The sequence below is a fragment of the Brevibacillus parabrevis genome (genome assembly GCF_003710905.1).
In the GTDB taxonomy this organism is placed as follows: Bacteria; Bacillota; Bacilli; order Brevibacillales; family Brevibacillaceae; genus Brevibacillus; species Brevibacillus parabrevis.
Map to the genome: position 1 here is coordinate 254,389 of NZ_RHHV01000019.1, position 24,845 is coordinate 279,233.

A 24,845-nucleotide genomic window follows, 5' to 3' on the forward strand; every position below is an offset into this window, starting at 1 on the left:
TTTTCACGGAAAAGGCATCCTCTTTTTTCTTTTTCAAAAAAAGTTTGAGAGGGGGCACTGCTGCTGATCGTCTATAGTAATGTAAGCAAGCAAAACGGTCATGAACGTTTTGCCAAGTGCTGCGCAGCACCTTTTTGCAAGGAGGATTGCATCATGCAGGACGATCGGGAGGTCATTGCGGAGGTTCTTGCAGGCAATAAAGAAGCTTATGCTCTGATCGTCAACAAATACAAAGGAAAAATCGCATCGATACTCCGGCGAAACTTGAGCCCTTCCCTTGAAGTTGAAGATATTGTCCAGGAAGTATTTATCAAGGCGTACTACAGCTTGCCCGACTATCGCCCGGGCCACTCGTTCCCGGCCTGGTTGTACCGGATTGCCATCAACCGGGGAATTGACGAGTTGCGCAAACGAAAGCGCACGCCTGCCGTAACGGAAATGAACATGGAGCTACAGGACGAATGCCCTGTCCCGCTGGAAGAGTATTTGGCAAAAGAAGAACGCCACACTTTATGGCAGCAACTGAAGAGACTGGATCAGTCGTACAGGACGATCCTTGATTTGCACTATCTCCAGCACCTCAGCTACAAGGAAATCGGCAGCAAGCTGTCGTTATCGCCAGATGCCGTACGAATGCGCTTGTCCTACGCCCGCAAAAAGCTGCGGGAACAGCTTGAAAAGCAGGAGAAAAAAGGGGGTGCCCCGCTGTGAATTGCCTTTCGCCGCAAGAACTGGAAGCTTATCTGGACGACCGTTTAGCGCAAACAGACAGACAAAAGTGGGAGCAGCATCTCGATCATTGCCCCCGCTGCCAGCAACAGCTTGAAGCGTACATCGACTGTCTCGCCCAAGCGAATGAACCATGGGCTGAAACAATCAGTGCGGACCTGGAGCAAAAAGTCATCCAGTCACTCTCGCCGCATCCTGTGAGCATTTTAAGCCGCACTGCCGATGCCCGTGCAGCTACACCCGCTCGCCAGAAAAAAAGGAGTATGACTATCATGAAAAATGTATCCATTGCCGCTGCGGCATTAGCGCTTGTCGTTTCAGGAGGAATGCTCGTTTCTCCTACTTTTTCCAGCTATGTCAATGCTGCCTTTGCAAGCAAGCCGCTAAACAATCAAGCTCCCGCGCTTGCTGTCTCCAAAACCATCCTGGGTCAATTTGGCGACGACGGAATACGCCAGGCAGTCCAAAACGGATTCACGCAATTCCCGCAGGCACAAGTGACTGATCAAGGAATCACTTTTGCCGTTCAAGAGGTAATCGCAGACCCGCTTCGCATTCAACTGGCAGCCTCCATCACCGATCAAGCGGGAAAACCGCTGGAAGTATTCTGGCAGGATATGTATCAGCAAGGAGCAAAAAAACCCGTCGTGACGTTGAAAGACAAACAAGGAAACATTTTGCAGCCTGCTGATCTCGCTGAGGCAGGACGCTGGGAAAACCCGAACGACGAGTGGAAAAGCCAGCGAAACATGGCTGGACAACTTTTCCTGGAGCGCGAGCTGAAAACGTATTTCCCGGATGCAAGCAAGATTCCTGACGAACTTGTTGTCGAGTTCTCCATCCAGCAAATGGACGTGACAAAAGGAAACTGGAAGCTGTCCATTCCCGTGAATATGCAAAAGGCAAAAGCGGCGACGCGCTCACAGGCGATTCACAAAAGCTACACGACGCCGCAAGGAATTACTTTTACGTTGCAAGAGATGACGTTTGCCCCAACAGGGATCGAGCTGGTCATTGACCGGAGCGCAAACACCGACAAATCGGCCAGCTACAGCTACGAGCTTGTGGATGATCGCGGCACTGTTATTGCCGCTCGCGATCCCCAGATGTTTACCGCGAGAGTGAACCAGTCACAAAACGACATTCGTTCCATGTCAGACGTCCCGTTCCAGTCGATTGAGGGGGGTTACCGAAACTTCCACTACTTCCAGCCAATCGATCCCAAAACGAAGCTGTCTTTCAAGCTAGGCTCCGTCTACACGGAGGAACCGACTGATTTTCGCGTCAAAATCGACCTGGGACAACTCGAACAACAGCCTGTGCTCGCCGCGGATCACGAAGACCGCTTCACCTTCAAAAAATTTGTGAAGGACCCTGATCGAGCCGTTGATGTGGAAGGATACGACGATGGCGCATACAAGGTAAACCCGGATGGCACTACAACGAAAATAGAAGGGCACCATATCGCCTATGACATCACGCTAGGCAAAAATACCGCGCCGCTCTTAACAGCTCCTGCGTATTGGACAATCACAGATGAAACCGGAAAAGAGCATGACACAGACTTCTACACCGACAAATCCGAACTCGTAAACGGCCTGGCGCATTTTGCTGGAACGATGCTGGTGAAGGACAGCGAACCACTTCCGAAAGAGCTGATCATTACTTCAACGAAGCGCATGGTCAAACATGACGATGCTGAATGGCAAGTGCGGATTTTGAATGGCAAGTAAGTAAACATTCATACGAAAAAGGCTGGCAGTTCAGCGGACTGTCAGCCTTTTTCTATGGAAGTGTCCCGGCGTTGTTCATGAAAGTGGCTGCGGGCACTTACGGTCTTTTGATTGAAAGAAATTTGCGATGAAAAGCGATGCAGAATGCCTTCTTTTTATGCCTATTTGACTTGATCGCGGATCACAAACGACACCGTCGTCCCTTCCCCCGGCTTGCTCTGGATGGACAAGCCTTTGCCGTACATTTGCGTCAGTCTGCGGTGCGTATTGGACACGCCGATTCCGCCTTTTTCCTTCGTGGCGAGGTCCAGGATTCGCTCCACGATTTCCTTGTTCATTCCGACACCGTCGTCCTGCACTTCAAACCGGGTAGCGTCTTCCTGCCGCACGATCCGTATCCGCAAGGTTCCGCCCTCGATCTGGCTCAAAAGGCCGTGGTTGACGGCGTTTTCGACCAACGGCTGGATGGTGAGCGGCGGGATGAGCACGGTTTCGCAGCCAGAGTCGACCTCCCACTCGATGGACAAGCGCTCGCCGAACCGCTCCTTTTCGATGTACAAGTACGACTCGACCAGTTCCAGCTCGTGGGAGAGCGGCACCCGTTCGCCTGTGTTCAAGAAGTCGAAGCTGATCCGCAAAAACGAAGTAAACGCGTCTCCGAGATTGCGCATCTTTTCTGTATCGATGTCACTCAAAGCCAAAATGGAGCTGAGTGTGTTAAACAAAAAATGAGGGTGGATTTGCGCCTGCAAATACGCTGCCTCCATGCGCAAGCGCTCATCGACAGTTTGTTTCAGCGTCGTCAGCGACCAGACCCGGTATTTCAGCTCCATGCCGTCGACAGGTTTGCAAATATAATCGTTGGCCCCGGCCAAATATCCGGTGTATATGTCTTCCGGCTGGCTTCGCGCGGTCAAAAGCAAGATCGGCAGTTCAGACAGCGTGAAGTGCTCCCGGATTTTCTGTGTCAGCTCATAGCCTGACATATGCGGCATCATGACATCCATAATGATCAAGTCCCACTGCTTTGCGAAAAGCAGATCAAGCGCGTCTCTCGCTGACGTGCACGTCGTAATCTGATACGGCGACAAAATTCGCTCCAGCACTTTGAGATTGACCGGATCGTCATCCACAGCCAAAATGTTGGCACCTCGTTCGGCAAATGAACAGGCCGCCGTGTGCAGGGAAGACCAGGAAGGGTGAAACTCGTTGCGCACGGACTTGGTTAATACAGGCACCTGGTACGCCTTTTCGCCCGAACGCTCCCGCTCCCGGTTGTTCTCCACGCTTGCCATGCTTTCCGGCTCTGCCACCACCGGAAGTAGAAAGCTGAAATGCGAGCCTTTGCCCGGCTCGGAATGCACATGCAGCTTGCTGTCGTGCAATTCTACTAGCTGTGCGCAAATGGCAAGCCCCAGGCCAATTCCTCCGCCGTTGTTCACTCTTTGGCCACCTTGCTCATACGGCTTGAATATTCGCGCCTGCGTCTCCTCATCCATTCCGATTCCCGTGTCCGACACGCGAATTTCCACCTGATTGCCTACTGCCTCGGCAAAAACGGTGATCGCTCCTTGTTCCGTAAACTTCAAGGCGTTGTGAATCAGGTTGAACAAGATTTGCACGAGACGCTTTTCATCTGCGAGAATCGGCGGCGTCGAATCGGGAACTTCCATCTGCAACTGGATTGGCCTGCCCTCGGCCATATAGGCAAGCATGCTGATCACACCGGAAGTGACCGCCTGAATGCGCAGCGGCTTTTTGTCCAGCACAATATGCTTGTCCTGCAAGCGGACAACATCCAGCAAATCGTCCAGCAGGTGGGACATTCTGCGGCTGATCGTGATGAGCAGCTCCATGTCTTGTGTGCTGCGGCTGCCCATGACGTGTCTTTCGCTCATGACGACCGTCTCCGCAATATTCATGATGCCGTGCAAAGGCGTTCGCAGCTCGTGAGATGTATGCGCGAGAAACTGGTCTTTTTGCTTGTCGGCTTTCTTCAATTGCTCGGTCAGCATCGCCCGCTCTTCGGCATGGCGGAAATACCCTCTGAACCAGTACGCCGAGAAGCTGACGAGAGCGGCGATCAGGTCAACAGGATAATAGACGTTTTTCATGTCGATCAGCTGATACTGCTGCAACACGCCCCAAATCACGTTGGAATACACACTGACAGCGGCGATGAGCAAAAACATCGCATCCTGCTGACTGCGCATCAGCATGCGGACAATGATAAAAGCAAAAAGCAGCAACGGCCCTAAATAATACAAGGAAAGCAGCTTGGAAGAAAGGTACACCCACTCGGACGATGCCAGCAAAAGGAACAGCGAGTACAGGCTGAGCAAGAACAGGTAAACCCGGAACAGCCTGGAGGTTGTCTCTCCTCCCGCATTGGACAGTCTTCTCACCAGCAAGATCATGAGCAAAGGCTGCCAGATGTAAGACAGCAGTTCGATTTTGAGCGCCCACGCGTACGGAATCGGGAACCAGAGCAGCATCAGGTTGTCGTAGTCAATCACTGTCTTGATCGCGACGCAAAACAACAATAGTAAGAAGAATAAAAATTCCTTTTGGCGCGGCTTGAAGACAAACAGGATACCCGCGTACAACCCGTGCAGCAGCAAAATCAAAAAGGTCGCCATTTGCAGGCCAATCGAATACCACCGTTCCGTATCAACCGCCGCCTGCGAGCCGAAGTAAATGTCTTTGATGATTCCTCCGTTGTGCGGCCGCTGAAAATTGGCGCTCTGGATCAGCAGTTCAATGACCTTGGCGTCTCCTGCCGTATACGTGGCTGTGTAGGAAGCCTTCCACGGCTTGGTCGTCTCTGCTGTTGTTGCAGGCACGCCAAGTCCACCGATATGCTCTCCGTTAATCTCAATACGGGAAGCTGCCTCGATTTCCTGAATCCAGAACGTATACGGTTGCTCCAACTGCTGATCGACCAAAATCCGCAGCCGATACGTTCCATAGCCGTACGAATCAGCAGCATTCGGAAAAGCGCTGCTCCAGTCACCGGGTACTTGAACGTATTGCCGCTCCCTTTCCGGCACTTGCTTCAAATCTTTTTGGCTCAGAAAAGCATTCGGGTAAAACTCCCACTGCCCTTTTAACGAAATGGAAGGAGAACGCTCAAAGTCCCATCCACGCATGTCCAGGACACCTTGCTCTACATCAGGATGCTTTGGGTCTGCATTGAGCGAGTACCACATCCAGCGCAGTCCCAAAAGCAGCGCAAGAAAAAAAGTCAGGATGATTGCATACTTCCAGAGAGGCGCTGCTGCGTAATGAGGTATGGTTCGGCTATGTCGTTTCATCATAGTTGCATATTTTCGACATCAACATGTTTATCCCTTTATCCGCCTACGCAAACCGCTCCCCCGAAAAATAGGCGACAAGCGTCCCAAAAGCGATCCACGGTGCAAAAGGCAGCTTTGACTGACAGCTCGCCCGCCCGGCTATGAGCAGCGCCAAACCGTACAATCCCCCCGAAACAGACGAGTAGATCATCGCCCACACAAGCAAATCCGGCGGAAGAAACAGGCCGATCGCCCCGTACAGCTTGACGTCTCCTCCTCCGATTGCGCCATCCGTCACGACTGCGATCAGCAACAACAGCAGAAACACGCCTGCCGCTCCGATCAGCTGAGCGCTAAAATCGCTGCCCTGATAAGGAAACAAGCCGCGCAGCAAAAGAACGGACAGGCAAAAAGGAAGCAGCACGCTATTGGGAATGCGGCGGTCAGCCAAGTCTGCCACCGTGACGAGCACGAGGAAAGAAACAAGCGATAGGCCCAGCAGCAATTCCGCTGTCCAGCCGTATTTCCAGTACGTAAGGGGAAAACACAGCCCTGTCACTGCTTTCATAAACCAAGCGCCTCTCTTGAATCGCTCGCGATCTTTTTGGTCACGCATGCCAACCGCCCGCATCCCGAGCGCTATGCAAGCAGAACCAATCAGCAGACCGCTCCAGCCCAAGCCAAGCGCAAGCAAGATTGCAGACATCTCATCACCTCACTCCACGGAATCCGGAATTATTTCCCTCATTTTAGCTTTGCAAGTTGAGACAAAAAAAGCCGCTCGCTCCCCTCTCTTCCATGCGCAAGCTGATAGCGGTGATACCTTTTCTTTCTCCCGTAGTTTATAGTAAGGAAGGAAATGCACTGTACACCCTTCATGAAAAAGGATGCGAACCATGCGAAAAATCATTGTTGTAGGTGCCGGAATTGTTGGCGCTTCGACGGCGTATCAGTTGGCAAAAAGAGGCGCAGAAGTAATGATTGTCGATCGAAAAGATAAAGGACAGGCAACCGATGCCGCAGCCGGGATCATTTGCCCGTGGCTGTCGCAAAGACGCAATCAAGCCTGGTACAGGTTGGCCAAGGAGGGGGCGCGTTTCTATCCCTCGCTGATTGCCGAGCTGGAACAAAGCGGAGAAACGAACACCGGGTATGCCCGGGTGGGAGCACTCAGCATCCATACAGACAAAGACAAGCTGCTGACTTTGGAAAAACGGGCACTCACGCGCAAAGATGATGCACCGGAGCTGGGGGATGTCTCCACGCTTTCAGCTGACGACACAAAAGCGCTGTTCCCGCCCCTGGACGAAAGCTATGCTTCTGTCCATGTCACAGGAGCCGCTCGCGTGGATGGCCGCGCCTTGCGGGATGCTTTGCTGCGCGCCGCGCAAAAACACGGAGCGTCCCTTTTGTACGAAAGCGCTGAACTCGTTTACGACGGGAACCGGATCACAGGGGTAAAGGCTGGAACGGAGAGCATCACAGCCGACTCTGTCGTGATCTGCGCCGGAGCGTGGGCCAATCACATTTTGCAGCCGCTGGGCGTAAACTTCCAGGTCACCTTCCAAAAAGGGCAAATTGTTCATCTGGAATACGCAGACAGGCAGACAGACAACTGGCCTGTTGTCATTCCTCCAAACGACCAATATTTGCTGGCATTCGATGAACATAAAATGGTGATCGGCGCCACACACGAGAACGATGTGCCAAGCTTCGATACACGCCTTACGCCAGGCGGCTTGCACGAAGTTTTTGCCAAAGCACTGGACATCGCTCCCGAGCTTGCCAACAGTACATTCGTCGAAGCGAGAGTGGGATTCCGTCCGTTCACGCCAGGGTTTCTGCCTGTCATCGGCCCGCTGCCCGGCTGGGAAGGCATTTTTGTTGCCAACGGCCTCGGCGCATCCGGCCTGACGATGGGTCCTTATATCGGCTATCAGATGGCGAAGCTCGCTCTCGATCTGGAAGTGGACATACCGTTAGAGCATTACGACGTGTCAGGTGCCATTGCGGCACAATCCTAGCTAACAGCAACGAGGTCTTATCCTGTAAAGGGATAAGACCTCGCTTCATTTCATACCGCTCAGCTTTATACAAACTGCCTGCTGTCATTGTTTTTCCCGAACCGATAAACCGCGATCAGGGCAAACACGAGGGCAAATCCTCCGAGAATGAGCAAATTCACATACAAGCTTCCCAAGCTCTGGCCTTGCTGTAGCTGATCGATGCTGTCCAAAAGCCAATGCTGCGGCAAAAAGCTCGATATTTTGCGCACGGTCTCAGGCATGATGTTCACCGGGAAATAACAACCTGCGAGCAGGCAGCTCGGGGTAATGATCATATTGCGCATGGCTCCTGCTGCCGATGTGCTTTTGGCAAATGCGACAATCGTCAGCGCAAGTCCGATTGCCGTGAGAGCAAACAGCAGCAGGACAACAATCAACGGGAAGGTCGGCATCCCCGCATCGATATGAAAAATCAGCTTCATCGCCACCAGCGTGACAACAATCTGCAAAAAGATCAGCAGCAAACTGACGACGACATTGGACAGCACGTACGCTCTCGCTGACATCGGCGAGGAAAGCAGGCGCAAGAACGTCCGGTTCTCTTTTTCCTTGAGGATGATCTCGGACAAGTTGGCCGCAGAAAACATCATGAACGTGATCAAGTAGCCAATCGTTTGGTACGACATCATTTTCTCATTCGAGGTGTCAGGCTGCGCCGTCGCTTTAAGCTTGAAAGGATGTTGGCTGTAGCTGTCGTAAATGCGGGCAAAAGCCGCTTCATCGCCTTTTGTCTCCTTGCCGATCGCAGCTACGTTGCCAATATAGCTTTGCAGCATCGCTTTGATGTATGCCGTGACTGACTCGCCTTTGACGGACATGATGCGGATGTGCCCTGGCTCGCCTGTCTTCACACGATCCGCAAAGCCTTGCTCGAAAATGATGCCGCAGTCCAGATCGCCCGAAGCGATGCGTGCACGCAGCGTCTCCTCATCCAATGGAGTTACCTGAACTTGACCAAGCCCCTCCAAGTAACGGATGACTCCGCTCGTAACCACCTGACTGCCATCTTGATTGACTACCCCGGCCCGGATCGTTCCTGTACTTGCATTGCTGTAAAAAAACAGCGAGATCAAAATCCCGACAATCGGCAGACCAAAGTACAAGAACCAGTTCTTTTTCTTGCGGAACGTATCTTTCAGCGTTTTGCGAATGAGCCACACCATTTCATCCATGTTAAAATGCCTCCCGTCTGCGAATGGAGATGACCGTCAAGACCAGAAACACAGCTGCGATTCCAAGATTCAGTCCGATCACTTTCCAGACGGCGGCGATATTGTCCATGTAGATCAGCTCCAACAAAGCCGTATTGATCCAACGCAAGGGAGACAAGTTGGTCAGAAGCGTCAAGATGCCCTCCGTGTTCTCAATCGGAAAATACGCGCCGCCAAAAAACGAAGCGCACTGCAAGAAAATCATCACTACCATGTACGAGCCTTCCTGTTTGGTCAGCAGAAACCCGATGCCAAGTCCCAGGCTCACCGCCAAGAGTACCTCTGTCAACAAAGCAAGCAGAACCAGCCAAAAATGATTGCCCCAGTAAGCATGATAGACAAATTTGCTAAACAGCACGACGACCAGCACACAGAGCGTATTGATGAACACATTGCCGATCATTTTGCCAACCAGAATTTCTCCCTTGCTGATCGGCGCTGCCATCAGGCGGATTGCCGTCTTCCGCGCCCGTTCCGCACCGAACAAATAGTTGGCGGAAATGATCGAGAACAGGGCGATCATCGTTGTCATCGACACGGCGTAGTAATCGATGGAGCCTGGTTTTCTGACTGCTGCCAGCGTTGTTTCCTGAATAAAATCTTTGCTTTCCGCTGCATGTTTCAAAATGTTTGTGCCGACACCCGGACTCGCCTGAAAGGCGGCCGTGCCGAGTGCATAACGATCGGCAAAGGCGACCAGCATCCCTTGCAAAATGCCGCTTTCCACTGTGTTTTTGCTGCTGCCGAAAAACGCAATGCCCTCCTTGTCAATCGTCGCATAAGCCGTATAGCGCCCGGAGCTGACTTCCTGGCGCCAATCCATCCCCGGCCTGATCGGGACGACTTCCACTCCTTCTTTTCCGATCGCTTTCGTAAAGCTGTCCCAGTACGCAGACATGTCGTTTTCCGAAAAAGTCGCTTGGTACAGCAGGCGAACCTCCCCGACCGAATGCTTTGACGAAAAAGCATTGGACAAGCCCGCACCCAAAATCAGCATCAGGATGATCGGCAGGGCGAGCATGAAGAGAAACGTTTGCCGATTTCTCACGCTGGAAAGAATCTCTTTTAACGCAATTCTCCAAATAGCCATCTGGCATCTCCCTTTCTCTAGTCCCGCAAGTTTCTGCCTGTCAATGTCAGAAACACCGATTCCAGATTAGGGGCTTGCTCTTCGACAGAGCGAATCTCTACCTGGTCTTTAATCAACTGCTGGATAATCCGGTTCAAATTGTTGACTTCCGACTTCGACACGATCTTGAGCGTGTTTTCTTCCTGGCGCACGGCAGTGACCCCAGCGATTCCTTGCAGCGATTCGATGGAGATCGCTCCATCCGCGCGAAAGCCAATCCAGATTTCTTTCGTGTCTGTAATGATCGATGTCAGTTGCTCTTTTGTGCCTTCCGCAATGATTTTGCCGTGATCCACGATGGCAATGCGGGTACAAATCTCTTCGACTTCTTCCATGTAGTGACTCGTGTAAATGATCGTGCAGCCCATCTCGTTGAGCTTGCGAACCGACTGTAAAATGTAGTTGCGCGACTGCGGATCGATCCCGACTGTCGGCTCATCCATAATGATCAGCTTGGGAAGGTGAGCGATGGCACAAGCGATGTTGAGCCGCCGCTTCATCCCGCCGGAAAAATTTTTCGGGAAGCTCTGGTGCTTGTCGCCCAATCCGACGAACGCGAGCGCTTCTTCCGTCCGCTCCCGCAGCATCGCTCCCCGCAGACCGTACAAGCCGGCAAAAAAGCTGACGTTTTCATACGCGGTCATGTCTTCGTAAATCGCCAACTCCTGGGGGACGATGCCCGTATTCATTTTGGCGAACTTGCTGTCCTTCACGATGTTTTTGCCGAGCAGAACGATTTCTCCTTTTGTCGGCCGCAACAAGGACGCAATCATGTTAATCGTCGTGCTTTTGCCCGCTCCATTCGCCCCCAAAAAGCCAAAAATCTCTCCTTCCCCGATGTTCAATGTCATATTGTCCACAGCGATAAAATCGCCGAATTTTTTGGTCAAGTTGCGGATTTCGAGTACATGGCTCATCCGACTCAGTCCCTTCGTGGTTATGCCTGTATTGTAATCAAAGAGGATGCCCCTATGTCAGTGCATAAGTTCATCCCCTCGCCGTGAGATTTTTCACTTGTTTTCATGAGAAACATCATTCGTTTCTGTGCGGCAAAAGGGTCGTGACGCGAAAGCCTTTCGTCCCGTCAACGATGACCGTGCCTCCCGCAGAAGCCGCCCGCTCCTCCATCCCCAAGATGCCCAGTCCCTTGACGACCTTTGCCGTGCCGACTCCGTTGTCCTCGACAACAGCCTTGATGAACTTGTTCAGCACCCGCACCTCGATGGAGATGGCTGTCGCCTTGGCGTATTTGAGCGAGTTGGTTACAGCCTCGGTCGCGTTTTGCTGGATGATTTTCCACTGAATCGGAGTGACAGCGTCAATATCTCCTTCAAACGTGAGCGTAGCTGCCACCGTTCCTTTTGCCGACAGTTCGTCCACGAACAGTCTGAGCCGATTGATCCCAAGCTCCTCCGGCCTCGGCTTCACTTCCTTGAGCGTCAGCCTGATGCGCTCCAGCCCTTCTTTGGAAATCGCAATCGCATTGCCCAACAGCTCATTGGCCTTTTCCTGGTCGGTAGCAAGCATCATGCGCGCCGCCCCCATCTGGATCAAAGCGCCAGCCACCGCATGTCCGACATCGTCGTGAATTTGCTGGGAAAGCCGATTACGCTCCTCCAGCTTGATCGTATATTCGGATTGCCTGATGTATTCGTTGTTTTCGCTCAATGAACGCGACAGCCGCTGCAAATCCGCCCGCAGCCGCTCCCGCTCGCCCTCCAGGGAACGAATTTTTTCCGACAGCATGCTGCTGCATGTGAACAACAAATAGCTGAGCAAGCCGCTTAAAAGGTATACAGGAACCAGTTCCAGCGGGAGCAAAAATCCGCCTGCTCCGATCAGGACAATGCCCAATCCCTTGCCAATGGTTGACGAAGGAAGCAGTTCACATATGTTCATCGGCAAAAGCAGCCAGAGTAAAGGCTCCCAAAAAACCGCACCTGCCGCCACGAGCACCAGGGACAAAGCGGACAGCAAGCGCTTGAATTGCGGCTTTTTGAAAATCAGCAAGGAAATGTTGAGCGCAACGTACAGCAAATAGATCAGGATGAGCCACGGGTTCACTTCGGAAGCAAGATGGGCGAGAAACGAAGCGATCATGATATAGCCAAGCACCGTTGCCTTATTTCCAATCGTCCAACGATCCATCGATGAATCTTCTCCTATTCTCCAGACATTCTCGTCTCGCCTGTCAGATAGTAAATGGCGATCTGTGTCCTGTGCTCCAGGCCTGTTTTACTCAGGATGGAAGTAATGTAATTCGCGACTGTCCCTTCCGAAATGAACAGCTTTTTGGCGATTGCCTTGTTCGACAATCCCTTGGCAATCTGCTCGATGACTCCCAGCTCCCGCTCCCACCACTTCAAAATCGGAAAAGCTCGTCAAAATGATTTTCATGCCTTCTCGTATAAAAGAGTGGTCGTCCGCGATCAACACCTTGATCTTCATCGTGGGCTGCCCCCTGTCCTTCAAGCCCCTCACCGCACTGGCTGCCGATTCCGGCGTCTGTATGATTGGATGAAGCCGCATTTTTAGCAAAACTATTATAACAAAAAAAGTAAATGCAGATGCCATGCATTGGAAATGTATGACGGTTCGAACGAAAAAAACAATTGCTTATAGACTGACGGTCAGTCATATGGTAATTTACAACCAACCACCGTCCGTTTTCCAAAAGGAGGAAATCATGAGACGCATCGTCAAAGACCCCGTTACTCGTCGCGCCGAGATACTCGAAGCAGCCGGAGAGCTTTTTCGGCAGCAAGGCTATGTCCATACAACCGTGAACGCCATCATCCTGAAAGCTGGCGTAGCGAAAGGAACGTTCTACTACTACTTCAAGTCGAAAGAAGAGATTTTGGAAGCTTTCGTCCAAGGAATGGTCGATCGGCTCGCTGCCGCATATCAGACACTGGCAGACGATCCAAAGCAGGCTGCCCTGGAAAAGCTGCGGCAGATGCTGCGGGGGCAAAGCCGGATCGCGCAGCACGAACAGGAATGGATGGACAGCTTGCATCGTCCGGAAAACAGAGAACTGCACGAGCGGCTGAATGTGGCGATCGTGCAAAAAATCGCCCCTGTCTTCGCGCAGGTCATTGAACAGGGCAACAAGGAGTCCGTGTTTGATGTAGCAGCCCCTCTGGAAACGATCCAGTTTTTGCTCGCAGGCTCGCAGTTTCTCCTGGAATCGAATATTTTCGGCTGGGATCGGGAAGAACAGCTCGCGCGCAGCCGGGCCATGCAGACGATCATTGAGCGAGCATTGGGTGCCGAGCCGGGCGCGTTTGCTTTTTTGGGAGGTGCCACTTGAGCGCCCAAACCAAAGCATTTCGGCAATTTCTCGTCGTCTGGTCCGGGCAGTTTTTGTCGGCGGTCGGAAGCGGGCTGACCGCTTTTGCCCTGGGTGTCTACGTCTTTCAGACGACCCATTCCAGCACGAGCTTCTCGCTGGTCATCCTCTTTTCCTTTTTGCCGAGCTTTCTGCTTTTGCCCTTTGGCGGGGGGCTGGCAGACCGCTTCGATCGCACCCGGATGATGATCATCGGTGATATCGGCTCGATTATCGGCATTATGTTCATCTGGTTTGTCATCTGGACCGGACAAATGGAGCTGTGGCATATATACGCAGGCGTCGGCATCAGTTCGATCTCGACTGCGCTCCAGACGCCCGCCTATAAAGCGGCGGTGACGGACATGGTTTCGGAAGAGCAATACTCGCAGGCGAGCGGCCTGATTCAACTTGCAGGTTCTGCGCAGTATCTCCTGTCGCCGATCCTCGCAGGCTTTTTGCTTGGCTTCTTTGACATCCAGATCGTGCTGCTGATCGATATGCTTACGTTTTTGCTGGCGGTTGTGGCTGTGCTGCTGGTCATGAACAAGGGCAGCAAACCACAGCCCGCGGATGAAAGCCGCGATTTTTTCGGCGAGCTGTCCGAGTCGTTCCGATATCTGCTCTCGCAAAAAGGCGTGTTTTTGCTCGTCCTGCTCATGTCTGTCGTTTGCTTTTACATCGGGCTTCTGCAATCGCTGTTCAGTCCGATGATGCTGACGCTGACCGACTCCAAAGTGCTGGGAATCTCGCTTTCCTTGGCGGCGTCCGGGATGCTCGCCAGCAGTCTGTTCATCGGGGTGAAAGGACTTGGCAACAACAAGCCGAAGATTCTTTCCTTTTCACTGGCGCTTGCCGGGCTGTTTTATGCACTGATGGGTACGTTTCCGGCAGTCGTTCCGATCGTCGTGTTCGGCTTCCTCTTTTTCGCCGCGCTGCCTTTCGTCAACACCAGTCTGGAAGTGTTGATCCGAACGAATATCGACAATGAGAAGCAAGGGCGCGTCTGGTCGATGGTGTCAGCCATATCCCAAGTAGGCTTGCTGCTCGCTTTCGGTTCGGCAGGCTTTCTCGCCGACCATTTTTTCTCTCCCCTGCTCGCGCAAAATGGCGCACTTGCTGACACGGTTGGACAGCTCATCGGAACAGGAGCAGGCAGAGGGATCGGCTTTTTGTTCATGCTTTCCGGTGTGATGGTTTTTGTACTCGCTATCGTGATCGGGCGGGTGCAAAAAATCCGGGAGCTGAAGCTGGGAACGGTGGAAGAAAAAGCGTAGCAGACAATCGAACGCAAAAAGCCGGACCCCCACTTGAGGCGGTTTCCGGCTCGTTTCTTTTTACGGCTGACTACCAAAAATACAATTCCTCTGGCAAAACTTCGTCGAATTGTGGACTATCGCTCTCGTCTATCTCCACCTGGATGCCTTTTTTGGCCAAAGTGGCCAGCTCCTGCTTCGTTTTGGCACTGGCTTTTTCCAGCAGTGGATTCATCGACAAGCATATATAACCTTTGGGGGCAAAGCCGCCTTTCTGTACATTGAGCAGCAGTCCATCCAAGTTTTTGACCTGATTCTGTTTCAGATTCAGCCAGATCAGCTTCGTCATGGATTGCAGCGGTGCCGTCTCCGCAATGTTATTCTCGCCCACGTCGAGATAGCGCAATTGGGTTACTCCTTTCAATGGCTCCAGGTCGCTGATGTTTTGCTGACGGACGATGAGGTACTCCAGTTTTTTCTGCTGCCGCAAAAATTCCAGACTGGTGAGCGACTTTTCACGAGCGGATAGCATGAGCGCCTTCAAATTGCGCAGCCCTGCCAGCGGCTTTACTGTTTGATCATGTAGCGGATTGTCTATGACGAGTTGCAGCACCTCCAGATTTTTCATCTGACCAAGCGGCTGCAGGTTCGTCACTTCGTTGTCAATTACGTGGATTTCCTTCATTCGTGTGCTGTTTTGCAGGCGTTCCAGCAGTTGGCTGACATCGGTCGCTCCGCTATATCTGTATATGAACAGCTTTTGCAGTTGCTTCAATTGTTTGAGTGAATCAATATTTTTTACCTCCGCGTAGTGCATGCTCAAATCCTCAATACGCTGGAGTGGACTGACATCGGCAATCGCCACAACACTGAACGATGCCTTTTTCAGCTTCGGCAATTTGGCAAGCGGCTTCAGATCGAGAGCTTGAAATCCTTGCAGATCAATCTCGGTCTGACGTTGCCATCCCCGTTTTCTTCACTCCTTTTTGAGAAAAAAACAGCCGCCGCAACAAACGCTCTGTGCGACGACTGTGGAGCTGGCTTCATCCTATTCGTTTTGGCTAAATCCATATGTTTCGTACACGTTTTCGCAGGGCTTGCCCGGCGTCAATTCCATCGTGCCCGCCGTCAAATTCATCACAATCGAGAATAGCGTGCAATCTACCATCTCGTCTGACTCGCTTGTTGTTGCTTCCCCGTGACGGCATATTCCTTCGGGGGTTCCGGCATGATCTTGAAAAATATGTTTGAAGCAGTCGGCATCTATGCTTCCTTGTCTGGCTGCCAGCAGCTTGGAGGCGCGGCCCAACCGCAAATACGTGTCAGCCGCCCCCATGCGGACGCAATCCTCTGCTTGCATGCGCGCTGCGACAAAATGATTGGTGTGGACGATATAGCCGTCTGGCGGATAAAACACCTCGTAACGAACCGGGGCAGTCTCGACTCCGACCGTCTCGCCCTCCCGATGGGCGATCAAATAGTTGGCTGCTGTCCCTCGCGGCAGCCTTGTCACTTGGCGAATGGCCTGCGGCAGCGTGCGACTGTTTAAAATGCCCCGCAAAACGATGTGGATCGGCACTCCGAGCGCTTTTTCATTCGCTCGCAAAAAATTCAGGCACACGCCGATCCCGTCTGCGTTCATGCCGATTTTCCCGACTATTCCCGCTTCGGTGATCATCAAAATGGTTGGGCGCGGCGGCTGCTCGATCTCTACCACGACAAGCCCGGCGCCCACGAGATTGATCCAATCCCAGTTTTGTCCGAGCAGCGTCTCCCGGTTCTGCGTAGCTGGCGCAACAGCCGCGATGCACGTACAACCGTCCGCCTTGTGTGAGGTTGAGGTATCTCCCAGATTCGTTATGATCTCGCTGCGCACGTTCAACGCCAGCACGTCGAGCAAATCAAGCTCGGCCCCTTCGCTGATGCCCCTGATCTCCTCCATGATTTCCTGATCGTACTGCTCGATCCAGGGGATGAACTGCGCCGCATACGCTGTGGCGTCTTTCCATTGGATCGCGGCTCCCTCGCGAAAAGCACGCTCGTACGCCCGAACGTTGCTCCTGATTTGCTCACTCGCCAGTTGGCCGAATTGCCGCCCGCGCTCGCGCGGCGTACCGCTGATCCGAAAGACAGGAAATCTGTTCATGGACAGTGCTCCCCCTTTTACAAGCTCTTTTCCATATAGTAGCGATCGTTTCCGCTGCCATATTCGGCAATGCGTGTCTCCACAATTTGAAAACCCGCCTTTTGATACAGCGCAACCGCGCCTTTGTTGTCCGGGCTGACCGTCAGGCACACTTTGGCAAATCCATCCTTGCGCAGCCGATCCAGTATTTGCTCCAAGAAAGCAAAGCCGTACCCCAAGCCTTTTTTATCCGAGCGAATCAAATATCCGTACATGTAAACATGATCCGGGTTGCGAAAATCACGCATCAGCTCGCAGACACCGACAGGCTTCGCATCTCCTTCTTCCTGAAACAGAATGAGGCAGCCGTGTCTCGCCAGTGGGACCAGCACCCATTCGTCGATCGCTCCGTGCACGCCAAACGCTTCCTGCTCCAGCTCCTTCAGCATGGTCAGCTGCTGCTCTGTCAGTGTCTCTACAATCGCAAGCGTTGTCGCTCTTGTTGTATGCATAGCGCCGATCTCTCCTTTTCCCTGGACATGAGGGGCGATTTTAGGAAAGCGTTTCTTGGCGGACTGTCAATTGTGTCAATACCGCTTCGTCAAGCTCCACCCCGAATCCTGGCTTGTCGGACAGCAAAATTTGATTTCCTTGGCAGGTCAAGTTAGCGACGTCTTTGGCAAAAATGAACGGTCCGGCCAGCTCGTTGGAAACAATATTTTTCTTCGCGATCGACAAGTGCGCCCCCGCCGCGCTCCCGATAGACGATTCCGGCATCGACCCGATTTGGCATTCCATCCCGGCCATCTCCGCCTGATGAACCAGCTTGGCCGCAGGGTAAATCCCGCCGCACTTCATCAGCTTGATGTTCACTTTATCGGCTGCTTTTTTCGCGATCACCTCGCGCATTTCGCTCGCTCCCAGCAATCCTTCGTCGACCATGATCGGGATGGATGTCTGTCTGCGAATGTCGGCCAATGCGTCCAGATCGTGGGCGACGACAGGCTGCTCCATCCAGTCAATCCGGCAATCTTCTACTTGCTTGAGAGCCGTCAATGTATTCGTCCGATTTTCCCAGCCCTGATTGGCGTCTACCCGCAGCCTTATATCAGGGCCGACGGCTTCACGAACGGCACGAATGCGCTCGATGTCCGTCGCCAAGTCGGAGCCTACTTTTATTTTGATCGAATCAAAGCCATCCGCCACAGCCTGCTTCGCTTCTGCCGCCATCGTTTCAGGCTGCAAAATGCTGAGCACGTACGGAAGAGTGAGCACGCTGTGGTACTTGCCCCCGAGCAACTGATAAACAGGCTGACCTGTCGCTTTTCCCATCAAGTCATAGCACGCCAGGTCAATCGCTGCTTTCGCTGCTGGCGCTTTGTACACGCATTGATCGAGCAAATGGTGAATGCGTTCCAGAGCAAACGGATTTTCTCCGATGATCGCCGGAGCCAGGCTGTGAACGAGCATGGCGTACGTGCTTTCCCATGTCTCCCCCGTCACGTGCTGATCCGGCACCGATTCGCCATAGCCGACCAAGCCTTGATCAGTCTCTACTTTTACAATAATGGAAGGCATCTCGTTGTAAGAAGCGTACGCCACAATAAACGGGCGCACCAGCGGCAACGTAATGGCATGTATATGGACAGACGTAATTTTCATGTTCTTCTTACACCTCCGGCTTGGTTAAGGAAACTCTCGGGATTTGCCGGTAACCGACGGAGACGGCTTTTGCCTGTCCATCTGCCTGGTTCGCAAATCCAACGGTCAGCTCGCTGCCATCCATCTGTGCCAGGAAATAATTCTCGGCAATCGGCAGCAGCGGGTACTTTAAGCCTTTTTCATTCGGGAAAAGAGCGGTATGATTCGTCAACACAAGCGCGCCCTCCTCGACGGTCACACTCACGTTCATCCCTTCGCCGGAAGCATAGTCGCCGACATACGCCTGGAAACGCTCCGGGGATACACAATAATCCTCGTACTTGGTCAAAGGCTCTGCGGCTGCTCTTCCCTCGATCAGGTTCAGCGCAGTCAATGCCAGCTTTTCGACAGGCGTGCCGATTAGATTAGCCAACACGACTGCTGTCAGCCCTCTTTCCGGGACAATCGCCAAATGCGCCGCCACTCCTTTGATCGCCCCGCCGTGCTTCAACAGCGTGCCCCCGTAATAATTCGGCTCCACCATCAAGCCGTAGCCATAATGCTTTTTATAGTTGCAGACCACATGCGGAAGCGTCATTTGCCTTACGCTTTCGGCCGACAAAATCCGTTCCTTGCCCACGCATCCTCCCGTGCGGAAAATTTCCGCGTAATTCAACATGTCGCGGACGGTCGAGTTCAAATGTCCCGCAGCCATCACCGCTGGCCCTTCTTCCCAATCAAAGTCGGGGTACACTTCCAGCTTCCCGTGATTGTCCCTTTTGTGATAGATCGTGGTGACCTCCGGGAACCGCGGCAGATCGCCGAGCAAAAAGGTACTGCTTCGCATATCGGCAGGTGCGAGGATGTGCTCCTTGACGTAGACGTCATACGGTTTTCCGCTCACTCGCTCGACAATCGCCCCGAGCAGGGCATAGCACTCATTCGAGTAGCTGAAATGCTGGCCCGGCTCGCCCAAAAGCTCATATTGCACGTGGGCTAACACCTCCAGCAAATCGGCATGCGTGCGGATCGGCTTTTGCTGCTCCTTTTTGATAAAACGGTGAATCGGGTTGTCTTCCTCCGGGATCGTATCAAACAAAGAGTTTTTGACGGCAAGCATATCGACAGGCAGCGGCGGGATTCCCGCTGAATGCGTCATGAAATGATGAATTGTCATCCGTTCGGTACACGCCTGATCCGGTGTCCGAAACTCGGGCAAATAAGCGACAACCGGGTCGTGAACGGACAGCTTGCCCGCTTCTTGCAGCTGCATGATCGCCATGCACGTAAACGACTTGGTGACCGAAGCCAGCCCCATGACCGTGTCTGGCGTTATCGCCCATTTGCGCTCCGCATCCCGATAGCCGTATGCTTTTCGGTACAGACTGTCGCCGTGTTGATTGATGCCGATGATCACCCCCGGAGCCTGGCTCTCTTGGACCGTCTGTTCGGCAAGCGCCTCGTATGCGCTTACCCAAGCTGGTTGATGCATGGTTCACACCTCCTTCGGCAAGCGGACGACGCCTACGGACAGACTCGTTACCTGGCCGCTCTGATCGCGGTGGAACCGGATCGCCTGCTCCTCGATATCTTGTTTCATGACGAAATAATCGTCCCCGATTGGGCGCAAGGCAAGCTGCTTGCCACCCAGACCGAGCGTCAGCACATCGCTGTCAACCGTCACTGGCAGCTTGCGGTCGACTGTGACTCGATACGTCCCGGTGTACGCCTGCAAATCAGCCGCAGCGACTGGTTGCTCCGCGCCAAAAGGAACAGACGGTGCGTCAGCAGGGCGACCTTCCTGCGTGTTGATGGCAAAATTCAGCAGCTCGACAATCGGTGTCTCCGCCAAATTGGCGATCGCAATCGCTGTAATGCCGCGCTCTGGCAAGATGACCATCTGCGATGCGACTCCTTTCAACCCGCCGCTGTGCTCCAGCTTGGTCGTTCCGTAGTAGTCCGGCGTGACGAACAAGCCGTAGCCGTAATACTGACCGTATCCCATGCGAACATGCGGGTAAGTCATCTGCTCCACGCTCGCTTTGGACAGAATCCGCTCCTCGCCGACCAATCCACCAGTCCGGTATATGTCCATGTAGCGCAGCATGTCGTTGACCGTCGTATTCAAATGGCCGGATGCGAGCACGACTGGCCCTTCCTCCCACTGCGGATCAGGGTACACTTCCGGCCCTCCCTCTTTTTCCGCCAAACGGTAAATCGTCGTCACTTCTTTGTACTTGGACAGCTCCTGCAAAGCAAAGGAGCTATTCGCCATGCCCGCAGGCAGCAAAATGTGGTCGATGATGTACTGCTCGTACGTTTTCCCGCTGACTCGCTCAATGATCGCGCCCAAAAGGGTATAAGCGTCGTTGGAGTAACTGAATTGCGCTCCGGGCGGCCCCAACAGCTGGTAGTCGATGTGGCTCATGACCTCCATGAAGTCTTCGGGGGTGTTCACCCATTTTTGCTGTTCTTTTTTGATTTGCTTGTGAATCGGATGATTCTCGTCTGCAATGTCGCCGTCCGGCAGCCCCTTGATCGCCAAATAATCGGTGGGCAGCAGCGGAAATCCGGCTGTATGGGTCATGAAATGATGAATCGTCATCCGCTCGGTGCACGCCTGATCTGGTGTAACAAGCTCCGGCAAGTAGGCCAAAACCGGATCGTGCACCTCCAGTTTTCCAGCCTCTTGCAACTGCATGATCGCCACGCATGTAAACGACTTGGTAATCGAGGCGACACCCATTACCGTGTCAGGCGTAATCTCCCAGTGGCGCTCTTTGTCCCGATAACCGAATCCGCGGCGATACATGCTCTTCCCGTCCTGGTTCAAGCCCACGCACACGCCCGGTACCTGGCACTGGTCGATAATCGGCTGCGCTGCCTGTTCAAATTGCTCTTGCCAATCCATTTTCTCCACCCCGTTCCCTTCTGTTTACGGCTGCACCCAACTGTCTCCCAGCATGATTCCGTATAGCGAATCGAGCTTGACGCCATGCACCCGCTTGTTTACGGCAAGGAATGTCTTTTCTTCCGAGTAAGGAATCCAGTAGGCTTGTTCCACCGCGATTTTTTGGATCTCGGCAAAAATTTGCTTCCGCTTCTCCTGATCGCCGACAGTGCGGCTCTGTTCGAGCAGCGTATCCAGTTGCTCGTTTTTGATCTGGGCGTGATTCAATCCGCCGATCTGGCTGGAATGCATGAACAAATACAAAATGTCGGGATCAAAGTCGGTGTAGCCGAGCACATTCAAGTCAAACTGCCCTTTTGCCGACAAATCCAGTACGCTGCCCAGCTCCGCGTTTTGCACCTTGATCTCGACGCCGATTTCCTTGAACATGCTTTGCATCAGCGGAATGCTTTGCGAGCTCATTGCTGTGAGCAATTGCAGGCTCAAAGGCTGCCCGTCCTTTTCCCGGATGCCTTGTCCGCTTTCCTTCCATCCAGCCTCTTCCAGCAGCTTTTTGGCTTCCTCGATGTTGAACGGGTAGCCGTATGTTTCCACAGCGGGATCGTAGCCGAACATTTTCCGCGGCAATGGCCCGAAAGCACTCTCTCCCTCGCCTTGCAGGTCAGCCTGGATGATCGCTTTTTTGTTCAAGGCCATGTTCAGCGCCTGACGCACACGCAGGTCGCCGAGAATCGGGTTTTCCAGGTTCATTTGAATAAAATTCACCCCCAGCTTCGTCGCTTCCAGCACTGCGAATTTGTCGCTTTGCTTGTACCCGGCTGCTTCCCGCGGCGAGATGGAAGCGATGTCGATCGAGCCGCTTTCCAGCGCGGCAATCGTCGTCTGGGCGTCTTTGATGAATTTGAACACGATTTTGTCCGGCATCGGCGGCCCTTGTGTTTGGACAAAAGGCTCTGCCCACTGGTACGCTTCATTGCGCACGAGCGTGATCGACTCCCCGGTCTTCCAGCTCTCGAATTTCCACGGCCCTACCCCGACCGGGTGCCGTCCATACTCGTTGCCGTATTTTTGCACCGCCTCCATGGACAGCGGCTGCGTCACGTTCGCTTGCACGAAGTAGGACAGCAGCGGAGCAGACGGTTCTTTGAGCTGGATGACGAGTGTCAGCTCATCCGGGGTAGTGATGGAGGCAATCACACTGAGCAGCGGTCCCACTCCTGGCGATGCGGTCTCTGGCGCCATCGCCCGCTCGAACGTCTCTTTGAAAGAAGCAGCCGTCAGCGCCGTGCCATCGTGGAATTTCACCCCCGGACGAATTTTGAATGTCCATGTTTTTTGATCGGCGGAGATGTTGTACGACTCCGCCAAATACGGCTTGATTTCATTTGTTTGCGGATCGAGCGACAGCAGGGAACCGCCAATCAGCCTCGACACGACTCCGCTCACGTCCATGTTTGTTTTGTGCACGTCGAGCGTATCCGGTTCTGCGGATAGCCCCAGCGTGATCGTTCCCCCTGCCTGCGGCGCGCCCTCCGCCTTTGGCCCGGTTGCTTCCGGCGGCTTCGACGGAGTCGCTGACTGGCTGCAACCGATGACAAAGCTGATTAGCATGCAAAAGGTGAACAGGCACCCGATGCACCTGGCAACTGCTTTTCTTTTCCCCACAATGATCCCTCCCTCATGAACAATGGCTATTCGTTTACCCACATATCCTGGATCGTCAACGTTCCCAGCGGATTGGCTTCCACGCCTTGAATGCGGTTGCTTACGACCTGGAACGTTTTTGCCGAATACAGCGGAATCCAGTACGCCTGATCAACGACCAGTTTTTGAATGGCGGCGTACGCTTTCTTTCGCTCACCCGCGTCCGTTGCCGTGGAGCCTTTTTCCAGGAAATAGTCCAGCTCCTTGTTTTTGATGCGGAAAAAGTTCAATCCGCCGATCTGGTTCGAGTTCATGAACAAGTCCAAAATGTTCGGATCGATGCTGCCATGATCAGTTGCCATCAAGTCAAAAGAGCCTTTCACCGCTTGGGCATGCGCTGTCGCGGATTCGTAATTTTGAATATTCAGTTCTATTCCGATCTCTTTGAACATGCTCTGGATGAGCTGATGACCAGGCTTGGGATCATCGACGATCATCGTGAGGCTGAGTGTTTTGCCGTTCTTTTCGCGGATACCTTGTCCGTTCGGCTTCCAGCCCGCTTCCTCCAAAAGCCGGATCGCCTCTTTCTTGTTGTACTTGTAGCCGTACTGCTCCACCGCCTGATCGTAGCCAAACATCGTGGGCGGAATCGGCCCGTAAACAGGCACGCCTTCTCCCTGCAAATCGGCAATGACGAGCGCTTCCTTGTTGATCGCCAGATTGAGTGCTTTGCGCACCTCCAATTCCCGTAAAATCTCATTCTCCATGTTCATGCCGATGAAGCTCTCCACAGGCTGCATTCCTTCCAGCACGGTGAAGTCTTTGTCGTCCTTGTACTTCTTCACGTCTTTGGCAGGAACGCCGGCAATATCAATCGTGCCGCTGTCCAGTGCAGCGATCAGCGTCTGGTTGTCCTTGATAAATTTGATGACGAGCTTGTCAGGGCGAACTGGTCCCTGGTTTTTGACGAACGGGGCTGCCCATTGGTAGTCATCGTTGCGGACAAGCGTGATCGATTCTCCGGTCTTCCAGCTCTCAAACTTCCACGGCCCAACCCCTACAGGATTTCGTCCGAAGTCGCTGCCGAATTTTTGCAGCGCCGCAGGCAAAATCGGCTGCTGATAGCCTGCGTACGACAAGGAACCAAGCAGTGGCGAGGTCGGCTGATCCAATTGCAGAACCAAAGTTGACTCGTCGGGAGCAGAAATTGAACGAATCGTGGTCAGCTCCTGTCCGGTTACCGGAGACGCGGTTTTTGGATCAATGGCCCGTTCCATGCTTTCTTTGAAAATGGCAGCGGTCAGCGGCGTCCCGTCGTGAAACTTCACGCCTTTTCGCAGCTTGAACGTCCATGTTTTCCCGTCCTCCGAGATCGCATACGACTCGGCCAAATGCGGCTTCAGTTCAAACGTGTACGGATCGAGCACCATCAAGGCTCCGCCGAGCAAACCGCCGACAAAATTGCCTGCGGAGAGCGCGGTCTTTTGCGGGTCGAGCGTGTCTGGCTCCACCTGATAACCGATCGTGATGGTGCCGCCCGTTTTCGGAGTTAGGCTGGCGGTCGGTTTTGGCTGTTCCGCACTGCCTTGTTCAACTGGAGCTGTGGCAGAACTGCATCCGACTGCCGACAAAGCGAGTAAACAGACAAGCAACAAATACGACATGCGGCGATCCAAAAGCTTCTGTAGCATGGGTGCCCCCTTTTATGGTCTTGGTCATTTTTCATTGTCGCTATATAGTCGCTAATTGCCGCTGAGATTTCCCTGTTGAGCTGGC

At 53.2% G+C, this 24,845-nt stretch carries 19 protein-coding genes and 1 pseudogene; 5 read left to right on the forward strand and 15 right to left on the reverse strand.

The features are described from left to right. The first annotated feature begins 153 nt into the window (after positions 1–153). Together EDM60_RS24855 and EDM60_RS24860 are read left to right on the forward strand one after the other, a co-directional pair. Complete coding sequence (locus tag EDM60_RS24855; RefSeq protein WP_122966333.1) at positions 154–711, forward strand: RNA polymerase sigma factor; 558 nt, start codon at positions 154–156, stop codon at positions 709–711. Next, positions 708–2,462, forward strand: coding sequence for a DUF4179 domain-containing protein (locus EDM60_RS24860; RefSeq protein ID WP_122966334.1), 1,755 nt, complete (start codon positions 708–710; stop codon positions 2,460–2,462). The genes EDM60_RS24855 and EDM60_RS24860 overlap by 4 nt, the downstream gene beginning before the upstream one ends. Before the next feature lie 161 nt (positions 2,463–2,623). On the opposite strand, the gene EDM60_RS24865 is transcribed toward EDM60_RS24860, so the two are convergent. Continuing rightward, on the reverse strand, positions 2,624–5,776 hold the full coding sequence (locus EDM60_RS24865; protein WP_167470380.1) for a hybrid sensor histidine kinase/response regulator: 3,153 nt from the start codon (positions 5,774–5,776) through the stop codon (positions 2,624–2,626). A gap of 46 nt (positions 5,777–5,822) precedes the next feature. Continuing rightward, positions 5,823–6,464, reverse strand: coding sequence for a prepilin peptidase (locus tag EDM60_RS24870; RefSeq protein ID WP_122966336.1), 642 nt, complete (start codon positions 6,462–6,464; stop codon positions 5,823–5,825). Between the two features lie 190 nt (positions 6,465–6,654). Here EDM60_RS24870 and EDM60_RS24875 point away from each other — a divergent pair, with 190 nt between their 5' ends. Beyond that, entirely contained in the window at positions 6,655–7,782 is a 1,128-nt protein-coding gene (locus EDM60_RS24875) for an NAD(P)/FAD-dependent oxidoreductase (protein WP_122966337.1), read from the forward strand. A gap of 65 nt (positions 7,783–7,847) precedes the next feature. On the opposite strand, the gene EDM60_RS24880 is transcribed toward EDM60_RS24875, so the two are convergent. From EDM60_RS24880 to EDM60_RS24900, 5 genes and pseudogenes are all read right to left on the reverse strand, one after another. Then, complete coding sequence (locus tag EDM60_RS24880; RefSeq protein ID WP_122966338.1) at positions 7,848–8,996, reverse strand: ABC transporter permease; 1,149 nt, start codon at positions 8,994–8,996, stop codon at positions 7,848–7,850. A 1-nt stretch (position 8,997) separates the two neighbouring features. Next, positions 8,998–10,125 carry an ABC transporter permease gene (locus EDM60_RS24885; protein WP_122966339.1) on the reverse strand — a complete coding sequence of 376 codons (1,128 nt, stop codon included), beginning with the start codon at positions 10,123–10,125 and terminating at the stop codon, positions 8,998–9,000. Positions 10,126–10,142: 17 nt separating this feature from the next. Further along, positions 10,143–11,081, reverse strand: coding sequence for an ABC transporter ATP-binding protein (locus EDM60_RS24890; protein WP_122966340.1), 939 nt, complete (start codon positions 11,079–11,081; stop codon positions 10,143–10,145). A gap of 115 nt (positions 11,082–11,196) precedes the next feature. After that, positions 11,197–12,312, reverse strand: a complete 1,116-nt coding sequence (locus EDM60_RS24895) for a sensor histidine kinase (protein ID WP_122966341.1) — start codon at positions 12,310–12,312, stop codon at positions 11,197–11,199. 14 nt (positions 12,313–12,326) lie between these two features. Then, positions 12,327–12,518, reverse strand: a pseudogene (locus EDM60_RS24900) (response regulator transcription factor); the annotation flags it as partial. 332 nt (positions 12,519–12,850) lie between these two features. On the opposite strand from EDM60_RS24900, the gene EDM60_RS24905 reads away from it, so the two are divergent. Together EDM60_RS24905 and EDM60_RS24910 are read left to right on the forward strand one after the other, a co-directional pair. Further along, positions 12,851–13,474: a TetR/AcrR family transcriptional regulator gene (locus EDM60_RS24905; RefSeq protein ID WP_122966342.1), complete on the forward strand. Its 624-nt coding sequence runs from the start codon at positions 12,851–12,853 to the stop codon at positions 13,472–13,474. Further along, positions 13,471–14,769, forward strand: coding sequence for an MFS transporter (locus tag EDM60_RS24910; protein WP_122966343.1), 1,299 nt, complete (start codon positions 13,471–13,473; stop codon positions 14,767–14,769). The genes EDM60_RS24905 and EDM60_RS24910 overlap by 4 nt, the downstream gene beginning before the upstream one ends. Positions 14,770–14,839: 70 nt before the next feature. Here the strand turns inward: EDM60_RS24910 and EDM60_RS24915 are convergent, their stop codons facing one another. The 8 genes from EDM60_RS24915 to EDM60_RS24950 form a co-directional block, all read right to left on the reverse strand. Beyond that, positions 14,840–15,646 carry a leucine-rich repeat domain-containing protein gene (locus EDM60_RS24915; protein ID WP_122966344.1) on the reverse strand — a complete coding sequence of 269 codons (807 nt, stop codon included), beginning with the start codon at positions 15,644–15,646 and terminating at the stop codon, positions 14,840–14,842. 150 nt (positions 15,647–15,796) lie between these two features. Continuing rightward, positions 15,797–16,894 (reverse strand): C45 family autoproteolytic acyltransferase/hydrolase, encoded by a 1,098-nt coding sequence (locus EDM60_RS24920; protein WP_122966345.1) that lies wholly within the window; start codon positions 16,892–16,894, stop codon positions 15,797–15,799. Positions 16,895–16,911: 17 nt separating this feature from the next. Next, complete coding sequence (locus EDM60_RS24925) at positions 16,912–17,385, reverse strand: GNAT family N-acetyltransferase (RefSeq protein ID WP_122966346.1); 474 nt, start codon at positions 17,383–17,385, stop codon at positions 16,912–16,914. 40 nt (positions 17,386–17,425) lie between these two features. After that, positions 17,426–18,535 (reverse strand): mandelate racemase/muconate lactonizing enzyme family protein, encoded by a 1,110-nt coding sequence (locus EDM60_RS24930; RefSeq protein WP_122966347.1) that lies wholly within the window; start codon positions 18,533–18,535, stop codon positions 17,426–17,428. A gap of 7 nt (positions 18,536–18,542) precedes the next feature. After that, complete coding sequence (locus EDM60_RS24935; protein WP_122966348.1) at positions 18,543–20,006, reverse strand: serine hydrolase domain-containing protein; 1,464 nt, start codon at positions 20,004–20,006, stop codon at positions 18,543–18,545. 3 nt (positions 20,007–20,009) lie between these two features. Further along, positions 20,010–21,425, reverse strand: a complete 1,416-nt coding sequence (locus EDM60_RS24940) for a serine hydrolase (RefSeq protein ID WP_122966373.1) — start codon at positions 21,423–21,425, stop codon at positions 20,010–20,012. A 24-nt stretch (positions 21,426–21,449) separates the two neighbouring features. Further along, complete coding sequence (locus EDM60_RS24945; RefSeq protein WP_229049819.1) at positions 21,450–23,090, reverse strand: ABC transporter substrate-binding protein; 1,641 nt, start codon at positions 23,088–23,090, stop codon at positions 21,450–21,452. A 26-nt stretch (positions 23,091–23,116) separates the two neighbouring features. Continuing rightward, on the reverse strand, positions 23,117–24,760 hold the full coding sequence (locus EDM60_RS24950; protein WP_122966349.1) for an ABC transporter substrate-binding protein: 1,644 nt from the start codon (positions 24,758–24,760) through the stop codon (positions 23,117–23,119). Between the last annotated feature and the right edge of the window lie 85 nt (positions 24,761–24,845).